Source organism: Flavobacterium limnosediminis JC2902, from assembly GCF_000498535.1.
Classification (GTDB): Bacteria; Bacteroidota; Bacteroidia; order Flavobacteriales; family Flavobacteriaceae; genus Flavobacterium; species Flavobacterium limnosediminis.
Window position 1 is genome coordinate 269,753 of record NZ_AVGG01000002.1, and the last position, 22,028, is coordinate 291,780.

General features: G+C 39.6%; 21 protein-coding genes and 3 tRNA genes. 9 read left to right on the forward strand and 15 right to left on the reverse strand.

Features of this window, described 5'->3' with window-relative positions; translation table 11 throughout:
• Window positions 1-19: 19 nt before the first annotated feature.
• The 3 genes from FLJC2902T_RS03955 to FLJC2902T_RS03965 all read right to left on the reverse strand — a co-directional run bounded on the left by FLJC2902T_RS03955 (window position 20) and on the right by FLJC2902T_RS03965 (window position 2,501).
• Window positions 20-688: a hypothetical protein gene (locus FLJC2902T_RS03955; RefSeq protein ID WP_155958854.1), complete on the reverse strand. Its 669-nt coding sequence runs from the start codon at window positions 686-688 to the stop codon at window positions 20-22.
• Window positions 675-1,235, reverse strand: coding sequence for an RNA polymerase sigma factor (locus FLJC2902T_RS03960; RefSeq protein ID WP_023578483.1), 561 nt, complete (start codon window positions 1,233-1,235; stop codon window positions 675-677). The genes FLJC2902T_RS03955 and FLJC2902T_RS03960 overlap by 14 nt, the downstream gene beginning before the upstream one ends.
• Window positions 1,236-1,520: 285 nt before the next feature.
• The gene (locus FLJC2902T_RS03965; RefSeq protein ID WP_023578484.1) at window positions 1,521-2,501 is read right to left on the reverse strand and encodes a polyprenyl synthetase family protein; all 981 of its coding nucleotides are present in this window, start codon (window positions 2,499-2,501) and stop codon (window positions 1,521-1,523) included.
• Between the two features lie 190 nt (window positions 2,502-2,691).
• Between FLJC2902T_RS03965 and FLJC2902T_RS03970 the strand changes: the two genes are divergently transcribed.
• Window positions 2,692-3,540, forward strand: coding sequence for a hypothetical protein (locus FLJC2902T_RS03970; protein WP_023578485.1), 849 nt, complete (start codon window positions 2,692-2,694; stop codon window positions 3,538-3,540).
• 55 nt (window positions 3,541-3,595) lie between these two features.
• Here the strand turns inward: FLJC2902T_RS03970 and rlmN are convergent, their stop codons facing one another.
• Complete coding sequence (rlmN, locus tag FLJC2902T_RS03975; RefSeq protein WP_023578486.1) at window positions 3,596-4,639, reverse strand: 23S rRNA (adenine(2503)-C(2))-methyltransferase RlmN; 1,044 nt, start codon at window positions 4,637-4,639, stop codon at window positions 3,596-3,598.
• 71 nt (window positions 4,640-4,710) lie between these two features.
• Between rlmN and FLJC2902T_RS03980 the strand changes: the two genes are divergently transcribed.
• Window positions 4,711-5,259, forward strand: coding sequence for a hypothetical protein (locus FLJC2902T_RS03980; RefSeq protein WP_023578487.1), 549 nt, complete (start codon window positions 4,711-4,713; stop codon window positions 5,257-5,259).
• The gene (locus tag FLJC2902T_RS03985; protein WP_023578488.1) at window positions 5,260-5,901 is read left to right on the forward strand and encodes an O-methyltransferase; all 642 of its coding nucleotides are present in this window, start codon (window positions 5,260-5,262) and stop codon (window positions 5,899-5,901) included.
• Between the two features lie 171 nt (window positions 5,902-6,072).
• Here FLJC2902T_RS03985 and FLJC2902T_RS03990 read toward each other — a convergent pair whose 3' ends face one another.
• The 7 genes from FLJC2902T_RS03990 to FLJC2902T_RS04020 form a co-directional block, all read right to left on the reverse strand.
• Window positions 6,073-6,639: a phosphatase PAP2 family protein gene (locus FLJC2902T_RS03990; protein WP_023578489.1), complete on the reverse strand. Its 567-nt coding sequence runs from the start codon at window positions 6,637-6,639 to the stop codon at window positions 6,073-6,075.
• Between the two features lie 2 nt (window positions 6,640-6,641).
• Window positions 6,642-6,941 (reverse strand): twin-arginine translocase TatA/TatE family subunit, encoded by a 300-nt coding sequence (locus FLJC2902T_RS03995; protein ID WP_023578490.1) that lies wholly within the window; start codon window positions 6,939-6,941, stop codon window positions 6,642-6,644.
• 104 nt (window positions 6,942-7,045) lie between these two features.
• A complete protein-coding gene (locus FLJC2902T_RS04000; protein ID WP_023578491.1) occupies window positions 7,046-9,325 on the reverse strand; it encodes a M1 family metallopeptidase in 2,280 nt (759 codons plus the stop codon).
• A 23-nt stretch (window positions 9,326-9,348) separates the two neighbouring features.
• Window positions 9,349-9,852, reverse strand: coding sequence for a DUF6702 family protein (locus tag FLJC2902T_RS04005; RefSeq protein ID WP_035677082.1), 504 nt, complete (start codon window positions 9,850-9,852; stop codon window positions 9,349-9,351).
• Between the two features lie 26 nt (window positions 9,853-9,878).
• Window positions 9,879-10,673, reverse strand: coding sequence for a hypothetical protein (locus tag FLJC2902T_RS04010; RefSeq protein WP_023578493.1), 795 nt, complete (start codon window positions 10,671-10,673; stop codon window positions 9,879-9,881).
• A complete protein-coding gene (locus FLJC2902T_RS04015) occupies window positions 10,663-11,412 on the reverse strand; it encodes a hypothetical protein (RefSeq protein WP_035677085.1) in 750 nt (249 codons plus the stop codon). Before FLJC2902T_RS04015 ends, FLJC2902T_RS04010 begins: the two co-directional genes overlap by 11 nt.
• Window positions 11,413-11,794: 382 nt before the next feature.
• On the reverse strand, window positions 11,795-12,517 hold the full coding sequence (locus FLJC2902T_RS04020; RefSeq protein WP_023578495.1) for a hypothetical protein: 723 nt from the start codon (window positions 12,515-12,517) through the stop codon (window positions 11,795-11,797).
• Between the two features lie 263 nt (window positions 12,518-12,780).
• Between FLJC2902T_RS04020 and pepE the strand changes: the two genes are divergently transcribed.
• Both pepE and FLJC2902T_RS16005 read left to right on the forward strand, forming a co-directional pair.
• Complete coding sequence (pepE, locus tag FLJC2902T_RS04025) at window positions 12,781-13,488, forward strand: dipeptidase PepE (RefSeq protein ID WP_023578496.1); 708 nt, start codon at window positions 12,781-12,783, stop codon at window positions 13,486-13,488.
• Between the two features lie 295 nt (window positions 13,489-13,783).
• The gene (locus FLJC2902T_RS16005; protein WP_023578497.1) at window positions 13,784-14,566 is read left to right on the forward strand and encodes an RMD1 family protein; all 783 of its coding nucleotides are present in this window, start codon (window positions 13,784-13,786) and stop codon (window positions 14,564-14,566) included.
• 49 nt (window positions 14,567-14,615) lie between these two features.
• On the opposite strand, the gene FLJC2902T_RS04035 is transcribed toward FLJC2902T_RS16005, so the two are convergent.
• The 3 genes from FLJC2902T_RS04035 to FLJC2902T_RS04045 all read right to left on the reverse strand — a co-directional run bounded on the left by FLJC2902T_RS04035 (window position 14,616) and on the right by FLJC2902T_RS04045 (window position 14,908).
• Window positions 14,616-14,688, reverse strand: a tRNA-Gly gene (locus FLJC2902T_RS04035).
• 34 nt (window positions 14,689-14,722) lie between these two features.
• Window positions 14,723-14,798 (reverse strand) — tRNA-Gly (locus FLJC2902T_RS04040).
• Window positions 14,799-14,832: 34 nt separating this feature from the next.
• Window positions 14,833-14,908: transfer RNA gene (locus FLJC2902T_RS04045), tRNA-Gly, on the reverse strand.
• Window positions 14,909-15,080: 172 nt separating this feature from the next.
• Here FLJC2902T_RS04045 and FLJC2902T_RS04050 point away from each other — a divergent pair.
• Both FLJC2902T_RS04050 and FLJC2902T_RS04055 read left to right on the forward strand, forming a co-directional pair.
• Complete coding sequence (locus FLJC2902T_RS04050; protein WP_023578498.1) at window positions 15,081-15,518, forward strand: GNAT family N-acetyltransferase; 438 nt, start codon at window positions 15,081-15,083, stop codon at window positions 15,516-15,518.
• Between the two features lie 67 nt (window positions 15,519-15,585).
• Window positions 15,586-17,178, forward strand: a complete 1,593-nt coding sequence (locus FLJC2902T_RS04055) for a L,D-transpeptidase family protein (protein WP_023578499.1) — start codon at window positions 15,586-15,588, stop codon at window positions 17,176-17,178.
• Here the strand turns inward: FLJC2902T_RS04055 and FLJC2902T_RS04060 are convergent.
• Window positions 17,161-17,871 carry a murein L,D-transpeptidase catalytic domain family protein gene (locus FLJC2902T_RS04060; RefSeq protein WP_035677088.1) on the reverse strand — a complete coding sequence of 237 codons (711 nt, stop codon included), beginning with the start codon at window positions 17,869-17,871 and terminating at the stop codon, window positions 17,161-17,163. The two genes, FLJC2902T_RS04055 and FLJC2902T_RS04060, sit on opposite strands and share 18 nt — an antisense overlap.
• 204 nt (window positions 17,872-18,075) lie before the next feature.
• Here FLJC2902T_RS04060 and FLJC2902T_RS04065 point away from each other — a divergent pair, with 204 nt between their 5' ends.
• Complete coding sequence (locus tag FLJC2902T_RS04065) at window positions 18,076-20,499, forward strand: DUF5916 domain-containing protein (protein ID WP_035677091.1); 2,424 nt, start codon at window positions 18,076-18,078, stop codon at window positions 20,497-20,499.
• A gap of 4 nt (window positions 20,500-20,503) precedes the next feature.
• A complete protein-coding gene (gene gpmI / locus FLJC2902T_RS04070) occupies window positions 20,504-22,021 on the forward strand; it encodes a 2,3-bisphosphoglycerate-independent phosphoglycerate mutase (RefSeq protein WP_023578503.1) in 1,518 nt (505 codons plus the stop codon).
• Window positions 22,022-22,028 lie beyond the last annotated feature (7 nt).

The following is a 22,028-nucleotide window of genomic DNA, read 5'->3' on the forward strand; positions in this document are numbered from 1 at the left end:
ACGGTTCGATTTTGATTGATTATTCGTAATTTCTGTTTGCTACAGCCGTTTTTACCGTTTTGAAATTGCGGTTCAAACGCTGTAAGGCTGTTTCTCTGAATTCCTGATTTAATTCTCCTTCCACAGAGGAAAGCAACGAATTGGCGCTGACTTTCACCTGAGGTTTTTCTTTAGGTTTGTCGGTATCAGCCAATAACTTTTCAGTATCAACTGTGATCTTTTGAATTTCCGGTTCATTTTGCGGAATGACCTGAGCGATTTCTTCTTTCACATTCTGTTGTTGAAAATCTTGAGCCGCTTTTACAGCTGATTTTTTATCCGTCTTCGTTTTAGAAACGTCCTTATTTTCCGCAACTGCAACCTCATTTTTTACTTCCGAAATCACTTGTTGGGAAACGGAAGGAATTGTTTCTCCACCAACCTCCTTATTTTCTTCCGATATAACAACCGATGGAGTATTCATCTGAATTTCCGGAGTATTTTTTTCCTGTTGAAACAAAAACAAACCCACCGTGAAAAACAGTGCCAGACCCGCAGCGATATACAACCATCTGAAGTTGCGTTTCGGTTTTTTATTCTCGGTCACCGAAAGCATCGCATCCAACCGGTCCCATGCCGCACCGGAAGGCTGAATCTCTCTCGCATTCAGTTTTTTTCTGAATTCCTCTTCCATTTTATTCGGTTCCATTTTCATAATTTTTAAGTTTATTCACTTGACTTTGGAGCATTTTTCGGGCGTGCGACAACTGCGATTTCGAAGTACCTTCAATGATATTGAGCATTTCGGCAATTTCCTGATGTTTGTATCCTTCTATCGCATAAAGGTTAAAAACCATTCGATAACCATCGGGAAGATTGTCAATTAAAAACTGAATATCTGCCACAGAAAACTGGCTTTCGATGTTATTGAAGCGTTCTTCGAAGAAATTTTCATCTTCGGTAAACTTTACCTGTTTCTGAACCCTTAAAAAGGAAATGCTTTCGTTCACCATAATCCGTCGGATCCATCCTTCAAAACTGCCTTTGTGTTCGAAAGCTTTCAGATTGGAAAACACTTTCATAAAAGCAGTAATCATAATGTCTTCAGCCTGATGCACGTCTTTTATGTACTGCCGGCACACACTTAACATCTTGGGAGCGTATTGCGAATAAATCTTGTGCTGGGCATGTCGGTTATTTTCGACAGCCAACTGTATGATTTCCTTTTCGTCCTGATGTAAGTCAATTACTTTCATTTAGATTGTTAGACTTCTTAGATTGTTAGACTTCTTAGATTGTTAGACTTCTTAGATTGTTAGAAAATCAGACTTTATTTCTAAGTCAGACTTCTATTAGCATAGACGAGTGAAGTTTGAAAATGGTTGCATGAAAGTAAAAAAAAACTAAAAATAAATTCCAAATTCCAATTAGACATGCTTATTCAGAACACAAATTTTAAAACTGATTACTGTGACTGCGACTGAATACCGATCCCTGATTACTGCACACTGTGACTGCGACTGATCACTGAACACTGATCACTACTTCTTTCGTTCGATCACGTAATTCACCATTAACGTAAGGGCTTCTTTGTAGGGAGATTGGGGGAAATTTTCCAGGAGTAAAAGTGCCTCTTGTTGGAATTGCACCATTTTTTGTTCGGCGTAGGCCAATCCGTTTTTATCTTTCACGAATTGAATGACTTCACGAACGCGTTTTTTGTCTTTATTGTGATTCTTTACCGAATTGATTACCCAACTTTTCTCTTTGGAAGAACAGTGGTTCAGGGCATAAATAAGCGGCAAGGTCATTTTCTGTTCTTTGATATCGATTCCGGTTGGCTTTCCGATAGCGTCGTCGGTGTAATCGAACAAATCATCTTTAATCTGAAAAGCCATTCCGATAAGTTCTCCGAATTTACGCATGCGTTCCACAACCTCAGCATCTTCGGGATTAACAGCACATGCTCCCAACGAACAACAGGCAGCAATTAGCGTTGCTGTTTTTTGTCGGATGATTTCATAATAGATATCTTCAGTGATATCCAGTCGGCGGGCTTTTTCGATTTGGAGTAATTCGCCTTCGCTCATTTCGCGAACGGCTACCGATATTATTTTAAGCAGGTCGAAATCGTTATTATCTATGGAAAGCAACAAGCCTTTGGAGAGCAGAAAATCGCCAACCAACACTGCAATTTTATTTTTCCACAGCGCATTGACAGAGAAAAATCCGCGACGACGGTTACTATCATCCACCACATCATCGTGGACCAGAGTAGCAGTGTGAATTAACTCGATCACCGCAGCGCCGCGATAGGTTCGTTCGTTTACCATTCCGCCGGAGACCATTTTTGCAGTAAGAAAAACAAACATCGGACGCATCTGTTTTCCTTTTCGGTTAACGATATAATGCGTGATTCTGTTTAAAAGTGCTACTTTGGAAGACATCGAATCCCGGAACTTTCGTTCGAAAAGTTCCATCTCATCTCCAATGGGCTGTTTTATCTGTTCAACGACTTTCATCCTATGAGATTGTATATTGCACAGATACAAGATGATATCCGCATTCGCACTTCTTATTTAAACAAATATCAGTCATAATTCGTTTCGTAGGACTCAAAGATACAATTCTATATGAAATAAAAAATACACTTTTTCCGTTAAACCTTTTTACTTACTTTGCGTCTATCAATTAAACCAAAAAACTAATCTCATGAAAACAAGCAATTTACTCAAATCAATTGTAGTTATAACAGCCCTTTCCCTGATTGGCTGTAACAAAGATCAGGAAGAAAACAACGATTCCGGACGATTAACCACAGAAGATATCAGCGCCAATGCCAAAATGGATGCCATTTCAAACGATATCTCCGAAATAGCGGAAGACCGACTGAACACTCAGAGTTCTGCCAGAACGGCCAACTTTCAGTCTATCCTTCCCGATTGTGCCAGTGTTACCACTACCGTAAGCGGAAACACCTGGACCAGCGTGATTAACTTCGGCACAACCGGTTGTCAGTATTATAACGGAGCGATGTTACGTGGGGAAATTATTGTTAGCGGAAGCACCAATTTCGATCAGTCGCCTTATGTGTGGACTTACAATTTCAACAATTTTTATTACAACGACATCTTAGTGGAAGGAACCAAAACACTTTCCAGAACAGTTCAGGCTACAGCTGCACTTGCAACTCCGCACCCGGTTGTGGTTATTGATTTGGATTTAGACATCACACTCCCTAACGGAAATGAGTACTCAAGAGTAGGAACAAGAACAAGAGAATTAATCGAAGGTTATGATACGCCGTTGCTTTTCCTGGACAACGTATATCAGATTACCGGAAACTGGACTACCACAGGAGCAAACAGTTCACATATATCTACTATAACTACCCCTTTAAGAGTGGAAATTGATTGTCTGCATAAATTGGTTTCGGGCGTAATTACGATAACGAGAAACAACCATATTGCCGTATTGGATTACGGAAACGGAAACTGCGACAATACCGCTACCATTGCCATGGATGGCGGAGCACCTTATACCTTTACGTTTGGAAATTAAACCAAGGTAACAGCATAAAAAAACGTTCGCTTTTTACAGGCGAACGTTTTTTTATTTATCCTTCTTTATTAGCCAACTGACCGCAGGCAGCATCAATATCCTTACCTCTGCTTCTGCGCACTTTGACCACTATATTATTTCGTTCCAAAGCGATGATATAATGCTCAATGGCTTCTTGCGAGGCCTGCTGAAAATGACCATCGTCTATCGGGTTGTATTCGATTAAGTTGACTTTACACGGAACGTATTTGCAGAATTTCACCAAAGCGTCAATCGATTTTTTATCGTCGTTGATCCCTTTCCACACCACATATTCGTAAGTGACTTTACTTTTGGTTTTCATGTACCAGTATTCCAGCGCTTCCCGAAGTCCGGTTAAAGGGAAATCTTTGGTAAACGGCATGATTTCGTTTCTGGTTTCCTCAACGGCGGAGTGCAATGAAACTGCCAATTTGAACTTCACGTCATCATCAGCCATTTTCTTAATCATTTTGGAAACACCTGAAGTCGAAACCGTAATTCGTTTGGGCGACATTCCCAATCCTTCCGGAGAAGTGATTTTATCAATCGCTTTCATTACGTTGGGATAATTCATTAACGGCTCACCCATTCCCATGAAAACGATGTTGGACAACGGTCGGTTATAATACAGACGGCTTTCACTGTCGATGGCCGCCACCTGATCGTAAATCTCATCCGGATTCAGGTTTCGCATTCGTTTCAGTCTTGCCGTAGCGCAGAAATTACAATCCAGACTGCATCCCACCTGACTGGAAACACAGGCTGTTGTTCTGGTCTCGGTCGGAATTAAAACCGATTCCACGATTAAATCATCATGCAGACGAACGGCATTTTTCACGGTTCCGTCCGAACTGCGCTGCATGGTATCCACCTTAATGTGATTGATTACGAAATTCGCCTCCAGCATATCACGAGTGTGTTTGGACACATTGGTCATGTCCTCAAACTTGTGCGCGCGTTTGTGCCAAAGCCATTCATAGACTTGATTCCCGCGAAAAGCTTTGTCGCCATTCGCCACAAAAAAATCACGTAATTGATCTTTGGTTAAAGCGCGTATATCCTTCTTTTCCATTTGCATGGCGCAAAGTTAATTACAATTTATGGATTTGGTTATTGCTTAATTTGTAAATTTGTGTGAAAACTTTTTAAATGAAAAACTCACTATACCTTATTCTTATTTCGTTGGTCATGAATTTTCATTCCTTCGGTCAAAATAAAAAAGAAACAATTACTTACGATTCAGCAGTAAACAAAACATTGCTTGCAAATTGTTTTAGAGCCGACACTGTTACCATTAATGACAATTGGATAAAAACGAATACTATCAAAAAATTTCACTCTGTTAGCCCTCACTTTCTTGGACTGAAAAATACAAACAAAGATTTTATTGAAATTGGGATTCGAAGAAAAAAAGAAGATCAGTTTTACGTAACAAACATAACGGATGCCGAGTTATTAAGTAAGGACGCTGCGTTTGAAACGCACAGATATAAGGTAAATAAAAACTTATTTGAGAAAATTCACAATAACGATTCCTGCTACGTTTTTAATGAAAAGAGAAACGGACTGAAAGCTGTGACACTAGTAGGCATAAAAAACGATTATATAACCGAAATAGTACTCTATCCTGCAATAGAAGACCAAACCAAAAATCTTGATTACCTGCTTACTCTTTTTGAAAATTTAAACATCAAATAAATGCACTTTATATCCGAAGCCTTAGAAGACTATGTAGCGTTGCATTCCGAAAACGAACCGGAATTGTTAGCCCGTTTAAATAAAGAAACCCACCAGAAAATATTACAACCCAGAATGTTGAGCGGACATTTTCAGGGACGATTCCTTAGCATGATTTCGAAACTCACGCGACCGACGACAATTCTTGAAATCGGAACCTATACCGGTTACGCGGCTTTGTGTATGGCAGAAGGTTTACCGGAAAACGGAACGCTGGACACCATTGACAACAACGAAGAACTGGTTGATTTCCAGAGAAAATATTTTGATCAATCGCCGTGGGGCAATCAGATTCACCAACATTTAGGCAATGCATTGGAAATTATTCCGACGCTGAATAAAAAATTCGACTTGGTTTTTATTGATGCCGATAAGGAAAACTATATCAACTATTTCAACATGATTGTTCCGATGATGAACAAAGGCGGTTTGATTTTGTCCGACAATGTTTTGTGGAGCGGAAAAGTGTTAGAAGAAGTGAAAGCCAACGACAAAAGCACCAAAGTCTTACTGGAATACAATGAAATCCTGAAAAACGATCCGAGAGTGGAAACGGTTTTACTGCCGATTCGCGATGGTTTGACCATGAGTCGTGTGGTGTAAAAAAGGCAGATTACAGGTTGCAGAAGACAGACTGCCGAAATTAAAATGGTATGCTTTTAGCCCTGATGGGAGCGACATCCTTTTTGTCCCGTTTCTTTAAAGAACGGGGCAAAAAGATATAGCGGACGGCAGGAAAAAGGAAACCAAATAAATCCCAAGCCATCCCGCTCCTTATAAACTATCGGGAAAGTATATTTTTCTGAAAATAAAGTACATTTTTGAAAATCCGAATCCGAACAACGCTCCGAAAATGTATCCGGAAAGAATGTCGCCCGGGAAATGCAAGCCCAGATAAATACGGCTATACGCAAATATGAGCGGAAACAGGAACAACAAGAAGGCATACCTGTAATATTTTTTCAGAACGGAAAACACCAACACCGTGGTTGCCATCGAATTGGCCGCATGACCCGAAAAATAGCTGAATGTATCACTTGCTTTTACAATTCGGATAATATTTTTGATTTCCAGATCGTTACAAGGGCGTAATCGCTGGACATTATTTTTAACCAAGTTGGTAAACTGATCGGTAAAAGCAATCGTAACGGCAATAAAAATAAGAATTAAAAGCAGGTGCTTCCATCCCAATTTTTTGTAAAGCAGGTAAAAAACAAACAGAAAAACAGGGGCCCAATGGAATTGCTTGGTAATCAACAGCCACAATCCGTCGTATTGTTCGGAACCCAATCCGTTTAGGAAAACAAAAAGCTGCTTGTCTAAATGAATAATTTTTTCCAAAACTACATCTGTCTTTTAATCGGTCCGGTCATATCCTCAATATTCTCTTTGGCTTTATCAATTTCTTTGGTGATATCGGAAGTCAGGTCCAATTGTTTCATCGGATTCAAATCGGTTAAATCATTCAACCCGTTCATTTCGGCGCTTTTCTGGATTTCGCTTTTGATATCGTTGGTCGCGTTTTTAAGTTGCGCCATACCTTTTCCTAAAGTGCGTGCGATATCCGGAATCTTATCCGATCCGAACAACATCAAAGCTATCAATATAATGAAGAATATTTCTCCGCCTCCTATTCCGAACATGATCTTATAATTACAGGTTGTAATGTCGCAAAGTTACAAAGTTTTCAAATGGAATTTGTTATTAAAAACCAAAAAGACCACCTGAATAAGATGGTCTTTGGTAATTATTTTGCGTTTTGTGAAAGTTCATCAAATTTTGATTTCACTTCTTCTTTTGGCCAGGTATTATTGGTCACGTCGATATCAGCAGTTTCCAGTTTCGGATCCAGTTGAATTTTTTTCACCGGTTTCTCCGTAGCGAAAACGCGTTTTACCGTGTCATTCCCTTTTCTCCAGATCTGTACCGGGAAATGATGGTTTTCTGTCGTACCGTCTTCAAACTGCAATTCTACAATTACCGGCATCATCATGCCTCCCGGCTTGTCGAATTCCACTTCATAGAAATACTTTGGCTGTTTCAATTCGTTTCTCACTTCCGGACTTAGCTTGCTTACATATTCATTCAGCGTTTTCACTTCCTGAATGTTTAATGGTTTTTTCAGTTCCGGTTTGAAATCTTCGGCTGTATCAGTAACCATATACACCATTGGTTCGCCACTGTTTATTTTTCGGCCTCTTCGATTGAATTGCTCTTTCACTTCCTTGGAAGGATCTTCGGTAACAAAATACTGTTTCACTTCTTTGATTCCCATATCCACATAATCCGTAGAATAGAACCATCCTCTCCAGAACCAGTCCAAATCGACAGCCGAAGCATCTTCCATCGTCCTGAAGAAATCTTCCGGCGTAGGATGCTTAAATTTCCAACGCTGCGCGTAGGTTCTGAACGCATGGTCAAACAACTCATGCCCCATAATGGTTTCACGAAGAATATTCAGTCCGGTTGCCGGTTTTGAGTATCCATTAGCTCCGAAGTTGTAAATCGTTTCCGAATTGGACATGATTGGTTCCAAAAATTTCTGGTCACCGCTCATGTACGGAACAATTTTAGCGGCAGGTCCGCGACTTGACGGGAAGTTTTTATCCCAGCTTTGTTCGGTTAAATATTCCAAAAAAGTATTTAAACCTTCATCCATCCAGGTCCATTGACGCTCATCCGAATTTACAATCATTGGGAAGAAATTGTGTCCTACTTCGTGGATAATTACGCCCATCATTCCGTATTTGATTCGGTCACTCACGTAGCCTTTTTCATCCGGACGGCCGTAATTCCAACAAATCATCGGATACTCCATTCCCTGATCTTCGGCAGAAATGGAAATCGCTTTCGGATACGGATAATCAAACGTGTATTTTGAATATGTTTTTAGCGTATGTGCGACAATACGCGTTGAATAATCGCCCCAAAGCGGATTGGCTTCCGGTGGATAACAAGAGATTGCCATTACCGTTTTTCCGTTTTCCAGTTTAACAGCCATGGCATCGTAAATGAATTTTCTTGAAGTTGAGAATCCGAAATCGCGCACATTAGTTGCCTTGAACTTCCAGGTTTTCTTTTGAGTTGAAAAACCTTTTGCAGCGGCTTCTGCTTCGGCCTGTGTTACAATCACAACGGGTTTGTCATAGGTTTTCTCAGCCAATTCGTAACGTTTTACCTGCTCGGCATTGTACACCTCTTTTCTGTTTTGCAACACACCGGTTCCTTCCATAACATGATCGGCCGGAACGGTAATGCTCACGTCAAAATTTCCGAACGGCAGTGCAAATTCACCGGATCCCCAGAACTGCATGTTTTGCCATCCCTCCACATCATTATAAACCGCCATTCTTGGATAAAACTGTGCGATTACATATAAGTTATTACCGTCTTTATCGAAATGTTCGTATCCGGAACGTCCTCCGTCTACCATATAATTATTAATGTTGTACCACCATTTCACATCGAAAGAAACCTTCTCCCCTTTTTTCAATGGCTTCTCCAAATCGATACGCATCATGGTTTGATTGATGGTGTATTTCATTGGTTTTCCTTTGGCATCTTTTACATACTCGATGTTAAAACCGCCGTCAAATCGCTGTTGCATGAATTGTCTAGAGAACTCTCCGGCACCCATCGAGTTATTCACTCTTTGCCCTTGCACTAATGGCGATTGTCCGTCCCTTTTCTTTTCATTCTGATCCAACTGCACCCAGAGATAAGTCAGTGTTTCCGGCGCATTGTTGTGATAGGTAATCGTTTCCGTTCCGTATAATTTGGTGTTTTTATCATCCAGTTCGATGTCGATTTTATAATCGGCCTGTTGCTGATAATAGGCCGGTCCCGGAGCACCCGAAGCCGTTCGATAGGAATTGGGCGTTGCCATTTCATGGTACATCTGACTGAATTTATTCGTGTCATAATGTCCTTGCTCGCGCTTTTTTTCTACCGGTTTTGTTTCCTGTGCTAAAGCAATAAAAGGGATTGCCAACGCAACCAAAGAAAAAACGGATACTGATTTCCTCATATTTTATTGTGTTTTGTTTTTGTCTAAAATTCTACATTTCCGTCCGGTTCACTATCCGTTAGCAGCAGACTTTTTTTGTTGCCGTTTATAGTGAAGTGAACGATATTCTGTTGTTCGGAATATATTTCGGTTAACACGGAATTGTATATTTCCGCCGATGTTATTTTTTCGGTTACCGGAGTGGTAAGATAACAAATCAGGACATTATCTTCGGTTTCTTTTCCTAAAAATTTCAGGTTTCTGACCTTCCCGTTTACTTTGAGTTGAATTTTTTCAGACAGATAGCTTTTAATCAGTCCGTTGGTTTCGGCAATTTCCTTTGGGGTAGCCAGATACAGTTTCTTTTTGGATTTGGATTCCAGTGCTTTTTCTATATCATCAATAAAGATTCGAGCCGTTATCTGAACCTCTTTTTTCTTGTCTGAATAAGTTATCTGATAGATGCCCACATAAAATTTGTGCACCGCAAAAGAGCTGAGCGCTGCGAAAAGGAACACGAAAAAAAGGCACTGAAAAAATTTCCTCATGTGCCAAATGTAATAAAAGAAACTATTTACTGATTTTTTTTATGATATTCTTCACTTTTTTTTAGCAAATATTCGATCAGTTCGAATTCTTTTTTGGGGTTCAGCAATGCGCGGTTTTCGGAAGGCGTTTCATCACAATAAGCAAGAAACAAATCGACTTCCTCCGGTTTGACATGAAGTGTTTCGGTAAAAAACTGTGGGTCGAATTTCTCTTTTACCGCATCGGAAAATATTTTCTCGGATACATATTCAATGTGTTCCTTTTTGGGTTTGGGTTTAAAAATAGCTTCTTTAGCCATTTTACCCACCGCAACAAAATCGATACCCTGGAAACTGTTTCCGCTTCCCGGCGTAATCTGTGCCAGAGAATTATCCACCTTATTGTATTTTGGCAACGGGTTTGAAAAATCCACTTTACGGGTATCCAGACTGACCACTTCGGCTTTGATGCTTTTAGAATCCGTTTCAAGATTACCTGTCAGTGCATAAGGCCGTACAACAAGTTCTTCGAGTGCGTTAATTTTAACCGCCAATCGTATTTTAACCGTTTTATCCTCAAGATGCAACTTACTGATAATCAAAATCGAGGATTCAAAGGAAATACTACTAAAAACCAACGTATCTCTTTCTTTCACAAACAAACTAAAATTCCCTTTGACATCCGTGACCGTAATTTTATTTGACGTCGTATTTTTGATGATAATATTATCCACATCGACAGAATCAGAAACCACTGTCCCCCTGAGCAATACTCGGTTTGTATGTTGCGCGTTTACTGTTATCGAAAACAGCAACAAAAATAAAAGCACTTTAGTTTTCATCAGATATTCGTTTAAGATATTCATACCCCAGTTTAACCAGCTCCAATTGTATCAGCGGTTTGTTTTTTTGTTTTACGATGTCTGCCAGGGCCTCATTCTCGGCGGCAAAAACATAAAACCCATTCAACTGCGACGGTGGTATCTTTAATTCGTCTACGAAATAGGCTTCATCGAACAGTGCGGAAAGTTTTTTCTGAAGCAGTTCCGAACGTTCTATTTTAATTTCTTTTTTAAGTCTGTCGGTTCTTCCGTTTATTTTATTAAGTATCGGATCTATGGGTAAACTCCCACCCAAAATCCCCAACAAATGTATTGTCTTAAAATCTCCCGCCGTCTGTAACCTTCGTTCAGCCGGCGTATAGGTCTTTATTCCTTTAGGCACCAATCCCAGACTTTCGGCCGTAATACTGCTTTGGGTAATTACCACCTCTTCCAACTGGGTGACTTTCATTTTCATTTTTACCACAAAAGGCAAATAATCAAAATCCTCTTTTTCAACAACAAGCCGTTTTTCTCCCAGCTGAACAGCTGTTAAAAGCAATGTATCACCAGGCTTGGCATAAATTGAAAACGACCCGTTGACTTCCGTGGCAACTTCCTTCTTTGATGCAAGATTCACCACATTAATCCCCTGCATATCTTTTACATCGGCTACTACCTGCCCATTCAGAAGCCTCACATTCTGAGCTGAACAAACTGACGCAATTAAAAAAATAACGAAAAGTAATTTATTTTTCATCCACAATCTTTTTTGAGTTATTGGTCAATAAACCATGAAAATCCACCGCATTACCGTAAACTCTTTTGTAAAACATAGCTGACTTGTAGTGAAAACATTACACCTTAAAGTTACGCTAATTATCTGAATTTCTTATACATACAAAACAAAAAATCTTTTTTCCAGAACCGATGCAGAATACGGACTATTCTCAACACTTCAAAAAAATCATTCTTCAATAGAAAAAGATTTTTACCACAATACAAAAGCATCAACGGGGCTTACCAATGCAATGCCAAAGGATTTGTGTTTTTTGTCAAATGAGAAATCCGATTCCTTCCAACAACCCCCTGTTTACATCCTAAACCTTTGCTAATAACAAAAACAGCAGAAAAAAAGCACTTTACTTCTCATCGGATATGTTTTTAATGTATTCGGAAGCCAGTTTTATCAATTCAAATTTTATCAGCCATTTGTTTTTCTGTTGCATAACATTCTCAAATCCCTGATTTTCGGCAGCAAAAACATAAAACCCATACAAGTGTTCTGATGGAATCTTGAGTTCGTCAACAAAATAAGCCTGACTGTACATCGACTCCAGTTTATGCTGCAACCTTTGACGCCCCACGACAGCTACAATTTCTTTCTTCCGCCGTTTGGCCGTCCCGTCTATGGCATAAATCAAAGCTTCTAACGGTCCCGTTTGTGCCGTATAATATCTTTTTACAGCTCTTTCTTCCGGCGATTGCGTTTTCATTCCTTTCGGCACCAAACCCAAACTTTCTGCGGTAATATTGCTTTTTTCGATAAAAACCTCCTGCAACAGGATCACTTTTACTTTCATCTTTACCAAAAAAGGCAGATAATCAAAATCTTCTTTTTCGACAACTATATGTTTTTCATTCAGCTGCACAGCGGTAAAAACCAAAGTATCTCCGGGTTTTGCATAAATGGAAAACAATCCGCCGGATTCCGTGGCTATTTCTTTCTTTGATGCAAGATTCACCACATTAATTCCCTGCAAGTCTTTAATGTCTGCCACTACCTGGCCTTTCAGAAGCCTGGTCCCTTGAGCCGAACAAACCGTCACAATTAAAAAAATAACAAAAAGTAATTTATTTTTCATTCACAATCATTTTAGAGTACTTGGCAATAAACCATGAAATTCCATTGCATTACCATTAACTCCTGATTAAAAAAACAGCTGTTTTAAAAAAGAAAGACACATTTCTTCCATTGCAAGGAAAGAATTTATTTACCAAAGTATAAAAATATCAGTTGTCCTTCCCAATTTTGTGCCAACAGATTTGTAATTTTTTGTTAAATGAGAAATCCGAATCCTACAAAGCATTTTTGAAAATAATTACCTTTGCAGTCAAATATTTGAAAATGAAGAAAATTATCATTGCCAGCACCTCAACCTTATACGACGGAAGCTATCTGGACTACCTGCTTCCCACACTAAAAAAACATTTCAGAGGAATCACTCAACTGCTTTTTATCCCATTTGCCAGACCAGGAGGCATTTCACATTATGACTACACGAAGAAGGTCAGTGATACTTTTGCTCAAATCGGTATCGCTGTAAAAGGAATTCACGAATTTGAAAATCCGACAGAAGCACTGCAACAGGCCGAAGGTATTTTTACCGGTGGTGGCAATACTTTTCTACTTGTAACCCAGTTATACAAAACCGGAATTATAGAAACCTTAGAAAAAGTGGTTAAAAACGGTACGCCTTATTTGGGCACATCGGCAGGAAGCAATATCTGCGGACTGACCATGGGAACAACCAACGATATGCCCATAGTGTATCCGCCGAGTTTCAATACACTGGCGTTTGTTCCTTTCAACATCAATCCGCATTATTTAGATCCGATTGAAGGCTCAACCCATATGGGAGAAACCCGGGAAACCCGTATTAATGAATTCCATCATTTTAATTCGCAGCCCGTATTGGGATTGCGCGAAGGAAGTTGGCTGGAAGTCAAAGGAGATAAAATCGTTTTAAAAGGAGCTCTTCCCGCAAGATTATTCAAAAAGAATCAGGAAGCCGTCGAATTGGAAACCGGTGCCGATTTATCGGATTTGAAATAAACCACTTTAACCAGGAAACACATCTTTTGGTTTGACATACAGAAATTAAAAATCTTTTATTTCGCCGCAGATGAAAATGATTTAGACGGATTCATCAGCGCTAACCCTTAAATCTGCGGCCAAAATATTTTCAAAAACGGAAAGCATAATAAACCAAAACAAATAGTTTAAATGCCTTTTCGACCAATAAAATTCCCTACCATTTATTTATTCTGTTCATCAATTCGGATACAACAACAAGCCAAACAGAATTTCGTAAGATAAATTTTCTTAAATTTGTATAAATCAGTTTGTTATGAAAATCAGGATCGAAGCAATGCAGATTGCCGAATCTTTCAATATCAAAAAGTTTCGTGCCGAATTCCGAACCGAAGTATTTTCAGGTTCGACCTCCGAAGTATTTTACGCTCTTACGGAAAGCAACCGCTATCTGTATATTTTTGATTACGGCGTGGTCGTTTTCGCAAATTACGATCCCGTGGCCAAAAGTGAATTCCTGAACTTTGTTAAAAATTACGCCACCAATCCTGTCGATTTAAATTTATCGGAGGAATACACCATTGAAAGTGACGGTACCCTGAACAAAACAATAGTTAAGAACAACTACATGACCGTTTCGCAAATTGATTCTTCCCTCCTGCGAATTGTTATGCTCAACACGGGACAATCTGTTGCACTGGAATATTACGAAGCATTGACAGACGATCTCATTACCTCTTCAAAACATTACATATTGGAACTGGAACAAAAAGGAAGGCTCAGCATCTCAAAAACCAATCTTCTGAAATACATCGGTAAAGTATTGAACGTCAAAAACAGTATCGTAGACAACCTGTACATTCTGGACGACCCCAATCTGGTTTGGGACAATGAAGAACTCAACCTGCTCAACCGCAACCTGAAGAACAATTTTGACATTCATCCCCGTTTCAAAGATCTTGATTATCGTTTACAGATAGTCGAAGACAACCTAACGCTGTTTACCGATGTTCTTAACGTACGGGAAAGCCATCGACTGGAGTGGATCATCATTATTTTAATTGCTTTCGAGATAATAATGGCCTTGTTTGTCCATTAATCAAACGTATAAAAAACAAAAAAGCCCCAAACTTTCGCTTGGGGCTTTGAGCGGAAGACGAGGCTCGAACTCGCGACAACCAGCTTGGAAGGCTGGAGCTCTACCAACTGAGCTACTTCCGCATTTGATGATCTTTTAAAACTTTCATCTGAGTTTTGGAGCGGAAGACGAGGCTCGAACTCGCGACAACCAGCTTGGAAGGCTGGAGCTCTACCAACTGAGCTACTTCCGCATTTGATGATCTTTTAAAACTTTCATCTAAGTTTTGGAGCGGAAGACGAGGCTCGAACTCGCGACAACCAGCTTGGAAGGCTGGAGCTCTACCAACTGAGCTACTTCCGCATTATTGAGGTGCAAATATAGACAAATATTTTTTTTTAAAACCAAACTTTTTTCAAAAAAATATCATTCACTTTGAAGCAACTTTTAAACTGTTTTTTCATCTATTAGATAAATGATTTATTTTTAAACCATTAGGCACACAAAAAGTCTCACTAAACACAACTGGAAAATCATGATTCTAATCCGACAAATAGAAGCCGAAGACACATTTTCTGTCAGACAACCCGTTTTAAGACCGGGCAAATCAATAGAAAGTTGCCATTTCGAAGGGGACAATTTGGGAACAACAGCCCACTTTGGTCTTTCAGAAAACGAAGAATTGCTTGCTGTGGTCTCACTCTACAAAACAAATTATCCCAATTGCAAAATAGAAAACCAATTCCAAATGCGTGGTATGGCAGTTTTGGAAAAACACCAGCGTATGGGTTTGGGAGAACAATTGGTTAAAAAAGCGGAGCATTACGTGAGAGAAAAAAACGGAAAGCTGATCTGGTTTAATGCCCGAGAAAAAGCAGTTCCTTTTTACGAGAAACTAGGATACAAAATCAACGGAAACCCTTTTGAAATAAACGATATCGGCACGCATTTCGTAATGTACAAGCGCCTTTAAAATGTTAAATAACGATGACAAAACTCATATTTTTTGTAACTTTCACGGTGCAAAAACAATATTAATCATGTCCTACAAATACCTCTTTTTTTTACTTCCGATACTTTTTATAAACTGTAAAAAAGAGATTGCTTTGGCCAAAAACAGCCAGCAGGACACTTTAAAAGTCATCCCGATTTATTCTCCGAAATCAATAGTCTTTGACAGTGCTGTGCTTTGGGACAAGCAGGAGCGTACAAAAGAATTCTACCGCAACAATCTTTTCAAAACAGTCTGGACCGAAAACGAAGACCGAAAGGCACTTATCGACTTAATAAAAGATTCTGAAAACGAAGGACTGACTCCGGAGGATTACAACTACAGCTCTCTGGAAAAACAAGAGAACCTGAAAGTAAAATTAACCGCGGGCGAATTGATCGCCTACGATATTCTTTTAACCGAATCTTTTCAAAAATTGGCCAATCACCTCTATAACGGAAAATTGAATCCGAGACAATTGTATTCCAACTGGGACGTCGGCAACAAAAAACTGAAAGCCATCGACTTACTTCAGGAAGCAATCCGACATCATGCCGTGGAGACAACATTGGACACCTTAAAACCAACCCACGTCGCATACAAACTTCTGAAAAAAAGTCTGAAAAAAATAAATGAAATGCCGAGTGACGACTTCAGTCCCATCACGATTGAAGATAAGATAAAGCCCGGCGACACCACATCAACCATTAAAGCCATCAAAAAAAGACTCATTTACTGGGGCGATTACACAGAAACGGATGTGCTGACCAAAATTTACGACGATGAAACCGCTACTGCCGTAAAAAAATTCCAGCAACGACATGGCTTACTGGCTGACGGAATCATCGGAAACAACACGATTACAGCTCTGAACTTCACAAAAGAACAGCGAACCCAACAAATACTTGCGAATCTGGAACGCTGGAAATGGTTTCCGAGAGATTTAGGCGAGAATTATATCGTTATCAATATCCCCGATTTCAAATTACATGTCATAAAAGGGAACGATACGGTACGATCACACAAAATCGTGGTGGGAAAAGAAAAACGCCAAACTCCGGTTTTGTCTTCAAAATTCAGCAATCTTGTGATCAACCCCACCTGGACTGTTCCGCCCACAATCATAAAAGAGGATTTGGGTCCTACCGCTGCAAAGAACAGAGGTTATTTCGCATCTACAAGAATAACCATTTACGACTCAAAAGGGCAACAAGTTGACCCATACAGTTGGAATGCAGCGAAACCAAACAATTACAGATACGTACAAAAACCGGGAAGCAACAACTCATTAGGTCTGGTAAAATTCAATTTCCCCAACGGCCATTTGGTTTATCTCCATGACACCAACCATAAAGAATTGTTCGAATTAAGCGGAAGAGCTTTAAGTTCGGGTTGTATCCGTGTGGACAATCCGCTGGATCTGGCTTACTACATTCTGGAAACCGACCAAAGTGTTATGAATCAGAAAAGAGTCGAAAAACTTATTGCCAGCGGAAAAACTTCGGGAATACCATTAAAAAAATCCATTCAGATTCATGTACTGTATTGGACAGCGTGGATGAATGAGAATGGATTTCAGTTTCGAAACGATATTTACAACCTCGATTCCGAATTATATCAAAAACTAAGAAATCAGCTTTGATTGTTTTTCGTAGGTTCTTGAAGGATGGTAGATAAACAAACAGGATTTGTTTTTAATCAGGTTGATGATTTCTTTATGAATAGCATAAGGAACCGCAGGACAACCTTGGCTTCTGCCTAATCTACCTTGTTGTTTAATGATACTTTCCGCCGCATAATCAGCACCGTGCATAACAACTGCTCTGTTTCTGGCGTTACTGTTGATTCCGGATTCCAGACCGTCCAATTTCAAAGACAATCCGTGTTTACCGTTATATGTTTCACCGGTCGTGTAAAAACCTAAACTGCTTTTATAGGAATTGGATTCATTTGAGAAAGAAGTCGCAAATTCTTCGCCACTGTTTCTACCATGAGATACCACCGACTGCAATAAAACCGTATTAGTCAACATATCGATTACCCAAAGACGTTTTTGAGTCGAAGACAAACTGAAGTCAACAATAGTCAAAACATCCTTTTGAATAACACCCTGCTCCTTTAACTGAAGATAACCCTCTACCCCTTTTGAAAAAGCTTCCATTTTGGGCATTGTAAAAGAATTTAAATTCAAAGAACCATATAAATTCTTAACCTTTAATTCCAATGAAGATTTGGCACTTGCAGCCAAAGCTTTCGGATCGCTGTTTACTTTTACCGTTACGGGTTTGAACGATGAAAGAAACAAAAACAAAAATGGCAATAATCTGTAATTCATTGATAATCTTATTGTTATGCTGTAATTAAGTTGAGTCAAAAGTATACAAATATTTTAAACCTCCAAATTTTTTTTGCATTATATCGGTAATATTTAACATTTTATCGACACTTTAATATCTGTATCGTTAAACATTTCTTAATATTTATAAGGGTTTCGGGAAATATTTATCTTTGACATGTCAATCATCAAAAAAATCAAAAAATGAAATTAAAGCTGTCATTATTAATAAGCTTTATTTGGTCTTCCATAGTTTTTTCACAAGAAAACCCAACTGCCTCATCACCAGCTAGTCCCGAAAAAAAGACTCTTACTGCATTAAAAATAGATCAGAACGTTACCATAGACGGAAAACTTGACGAACCATTCTGGAGCAATGCCCAATCCGCAACAGATTTTGTAATGTTTCAGCCTGATAATGGAAAACCAGAACTCGAGGAAGAAAAATCTATTGTAAAGATAGCCTATGACAATGAGGGCTTATATATAGGAGCCGAGTTATACCAAAATAAAGAAAACATCCTCAAGGAAATCACCCAAAGGGACAATTTCGGAACGTCCGATCATTTCGGAATATTTTTAAACGGTTATAATGACGGACAGCAGGACTTCCGACTTATAGTCAGCGCCGCAGGAACACAAATGGACTGTATCGCCACTCAGGAAAACGGGGAAGATTACTCCTGGGATGCGATTTGGTACAGTGAAGTCAAACAGACCGATTTCGGCTGGGTGGTTGAAATGAAAATTCCGTATGCCGCCATCCGGTTTTCATCAAAAGACAAACAAACATGGGGCTTGAATATATTCAGGGAAGTACGTTACAAAAAACAAAAATACGCCTGGAATAAAATTGACACCAACATTGGAAACATCATACAACAGGCCGGAATCTTAACCGGAATTGAAAATATAAAACCGCCAACACGACTATTCTTTATCCCTTATGCGTCGAGTTACGTAAATCATAATGACGCCGGAACCGAAACCACCTTTAAAGGGGGAATGGACATTAAATACGGTATCAACGACTCTTTTACCCTCGATGCGATTTTGGTACCTGACTTTGGTCAGACCACTTTTGACAATAAAATCCTTAATCTTGGTCCGTTCGAACAGCAACTGAATGAAAACCGTTCTTTTTTTACCGAAGGAACCGATTTGTTCAACAAGGGCGGATTGTTCTATTCGCGAAGAATCGGAAGCACGCCTTCCGGGGATGTGACATTAAATGATAATGAAGAAATCGAGAAGATGCCGGCCGCCATTGACCTGCTCAATGCCCTGAAAGTTTCCGGACGAACATCCAAAGGATTGGGTATCGGAGTTCTGAATGCCGTTACCGAAGAAACGAAAGCAACCGTAATCAATACCGCAACCGGAGAAAAAAGAGGTGTAGTGGTGGAACCATTGGCCAATTACAACGTATTGGTATTCGATCAGCGTTTCCGAAAAAACTCCTCCATCACCCTTGTAAACACCAATGTAACCCGTGACGGCAGTTTCAGGGATGCGAACGTTTCGGCTTTATTATTCGACCTGAATACCAAAGGAAACACCTACAAACTTTCGGGAAATTTCAAGTACAATCACATTAACGACGTCGAGGATAAAAACGGATACAGTTCCAATATTTATCTCGCGAAAACTTTCGGAAAATACCGTTTTAACGCAGGTGCGAATTACGTTTCCGAAGATTTTGACATTAACGATTTAGGGATCAACTTCACCAATAATTACCATAACGCATTTGCGAATTTCAGTTATCGAATTTTGAATCCCACCAAAATTTTCAACACTTTCTACCTGAACGCCAACAGTTCCTTAGAATGGCAAAACACCACCGGATTAGTTCAGAACGCATGGTTTAGCGGAAGCATGAACGCATCGAACAAAAGAAATGATGACTTTGGAATCGGGGTCGATATTAATCCGATTGTAACCTACGATTTTTACCAACCGCGAACCGCAGGACGCTATGTTTACCGACCTAAAAATATAGGCGGCTGGATTTATTATTCTTCCAATTACAACAATCCGTTTGCCATAGATTTCAATCCGTATTTCTACGTTTACGATCAGGACAAACGCAATTCTTATGGGTTTAACCTGAGTCCCCGTTACCGTTTCAGCGATCAATTATTCCTTACTTACGGGTTGAATATCGCCAGAGACAACGACGACAAAGGCTATGTGGACCATAAGGATACCGACATCATCTTTGCTAACAGGGATGTAACAACCATAGAAAACTCTATCGGTGGAAAATATGCCGTGAACAGTAAAATGACCTTTAATCTGAGAGTGCGTTATTATTGGTCGTATTCCGAAATCAAAAACTACCTAACCCTTTTGGAGGACGGTTATTTCGAACCGAACACCACTTACGACGAAAACAACAACGATAATTTCAAATCATGGAATTATGATTTATCCTACACTTGGTGGTTTGCTCCGGGCAGTCAGGTATCGGTTTTGTACCGAAATAACGCAACTCATTACGAACAGCGTTTAAATAAAAATATAATTGATAACTTAGCACATACTTTAGAGAACGATTTAAACCATACGTTTTCTGTGAGTGTTAAATATTTTATTGATTATAACAAAGCCAAAAACTGGCTGTAACAGCATGAATAAGAAAGTAATTTTAATGATTTTGGACGGTTGGGGAAAATCTCCCGACCCGAAAGTTTCCGCAATAGACAATGCCAACGTTCCGTTCATCAACAGTTTATACACGAAATATCCCAATGCCCAATTAAGAACCGACGGTTTAAATGTTGGCTTACCCGACGGACAAATGGGAAATTCCGAAGTAGGCCACATGAACCTTGGTGCAGGACGCATTGTGTATCAGGATCTGGCAAAAATTAATCTGGCGGTGGAACACAAATCCTTAAACCAGGAAAAAGTACTTAACGACGCTTTTACTTACGCGAAGCAGAACAACAAAAAAGTTCACTTTTTAGGTTTGGTTTCCGATGGCGGTGTGCATTCTCATACTTCACATTTAAGAGGTTTACTGGATGCCGCACAGGATTTCGGGCTGGAAAATGTATACGTTCACGCTTTCACTGACGGACGTGATGTCGATCCGAAATCGGGCGCAAAATACATTCAGGATTTACAAAGTTACCTTCAAAATTCATCCGCAAAACTGGCTTCCGTTATCGGGCGCTATTATGCGATGGACAGGGACAAACGTTGGGAACGAATTAAAAAAGCGTACGATCTGATTGTAAACGGAACCGGAATCCATTCCATCGATGCGGTAAACAGTATTTTAACCAGTTATCACAATCATGTTACCGATGAATTCATCGAACCGATTTTAATGGTCGACATGAACAACCAACCGATTGCGACGGTTCAGGATGACGATGTGGTTATCTTCTTCAATTTCAGAACCGACAGAGGCCGCCAATTAACCGAAGCCTTATCACAGCAGGATTTCCACGAACAAAACATGCACAAACTGTCGTTGTATTATGTTACGATGACCAATTACGACGATACTTTCAAAAATGTTCATGTGATTTACGACAAAGACAACATCACTGAAACTTTGGGTGAAGTTTTGGAATACAACAATAAACTGCAAATCCGAATTGCCGAAACTGAAAAATATCCGCACGTGACGTTTTTCTTTTCCGGAGGACGTGAAACCCCTTTTATTGGCGAAAGACGCTTACTTTGTCCGTCGCCAAAAGTAGCTACATACGATTTGCAACCCGAAATGAGTGCCTTCGAAATAAAAGACAAATTAATTCCCGAACTAAAAAAAGGGGAAGTCGATTTCGTTTGTTTAAATTTTGCCAACGGTGATATGGTTGGACACACCGGCGTTATGGAAGCAGCTATCAAAGCCTGTGAAGCAGTAGATGTTTGCGTGAAAGAAGTCATCGAAACCGCTCTGGAAAACAATTACACAACTATCGTAATTGCCGATCACGGAAATTGCGAAACCATGATTAACCCGGACGGAAGCCCGAATACCGCCCACACAACAAATCCGGTTCCTATTATTTTGGTAGATAAAGAATTAAAACAAATTCACGATGGTGTTTTAGGCGACATTGCTCCTACTATTTTGGATTTAATGGGAATTGAGAAACCGGAAGCCATGACACAACATTCTCTTTTATAATATCAGT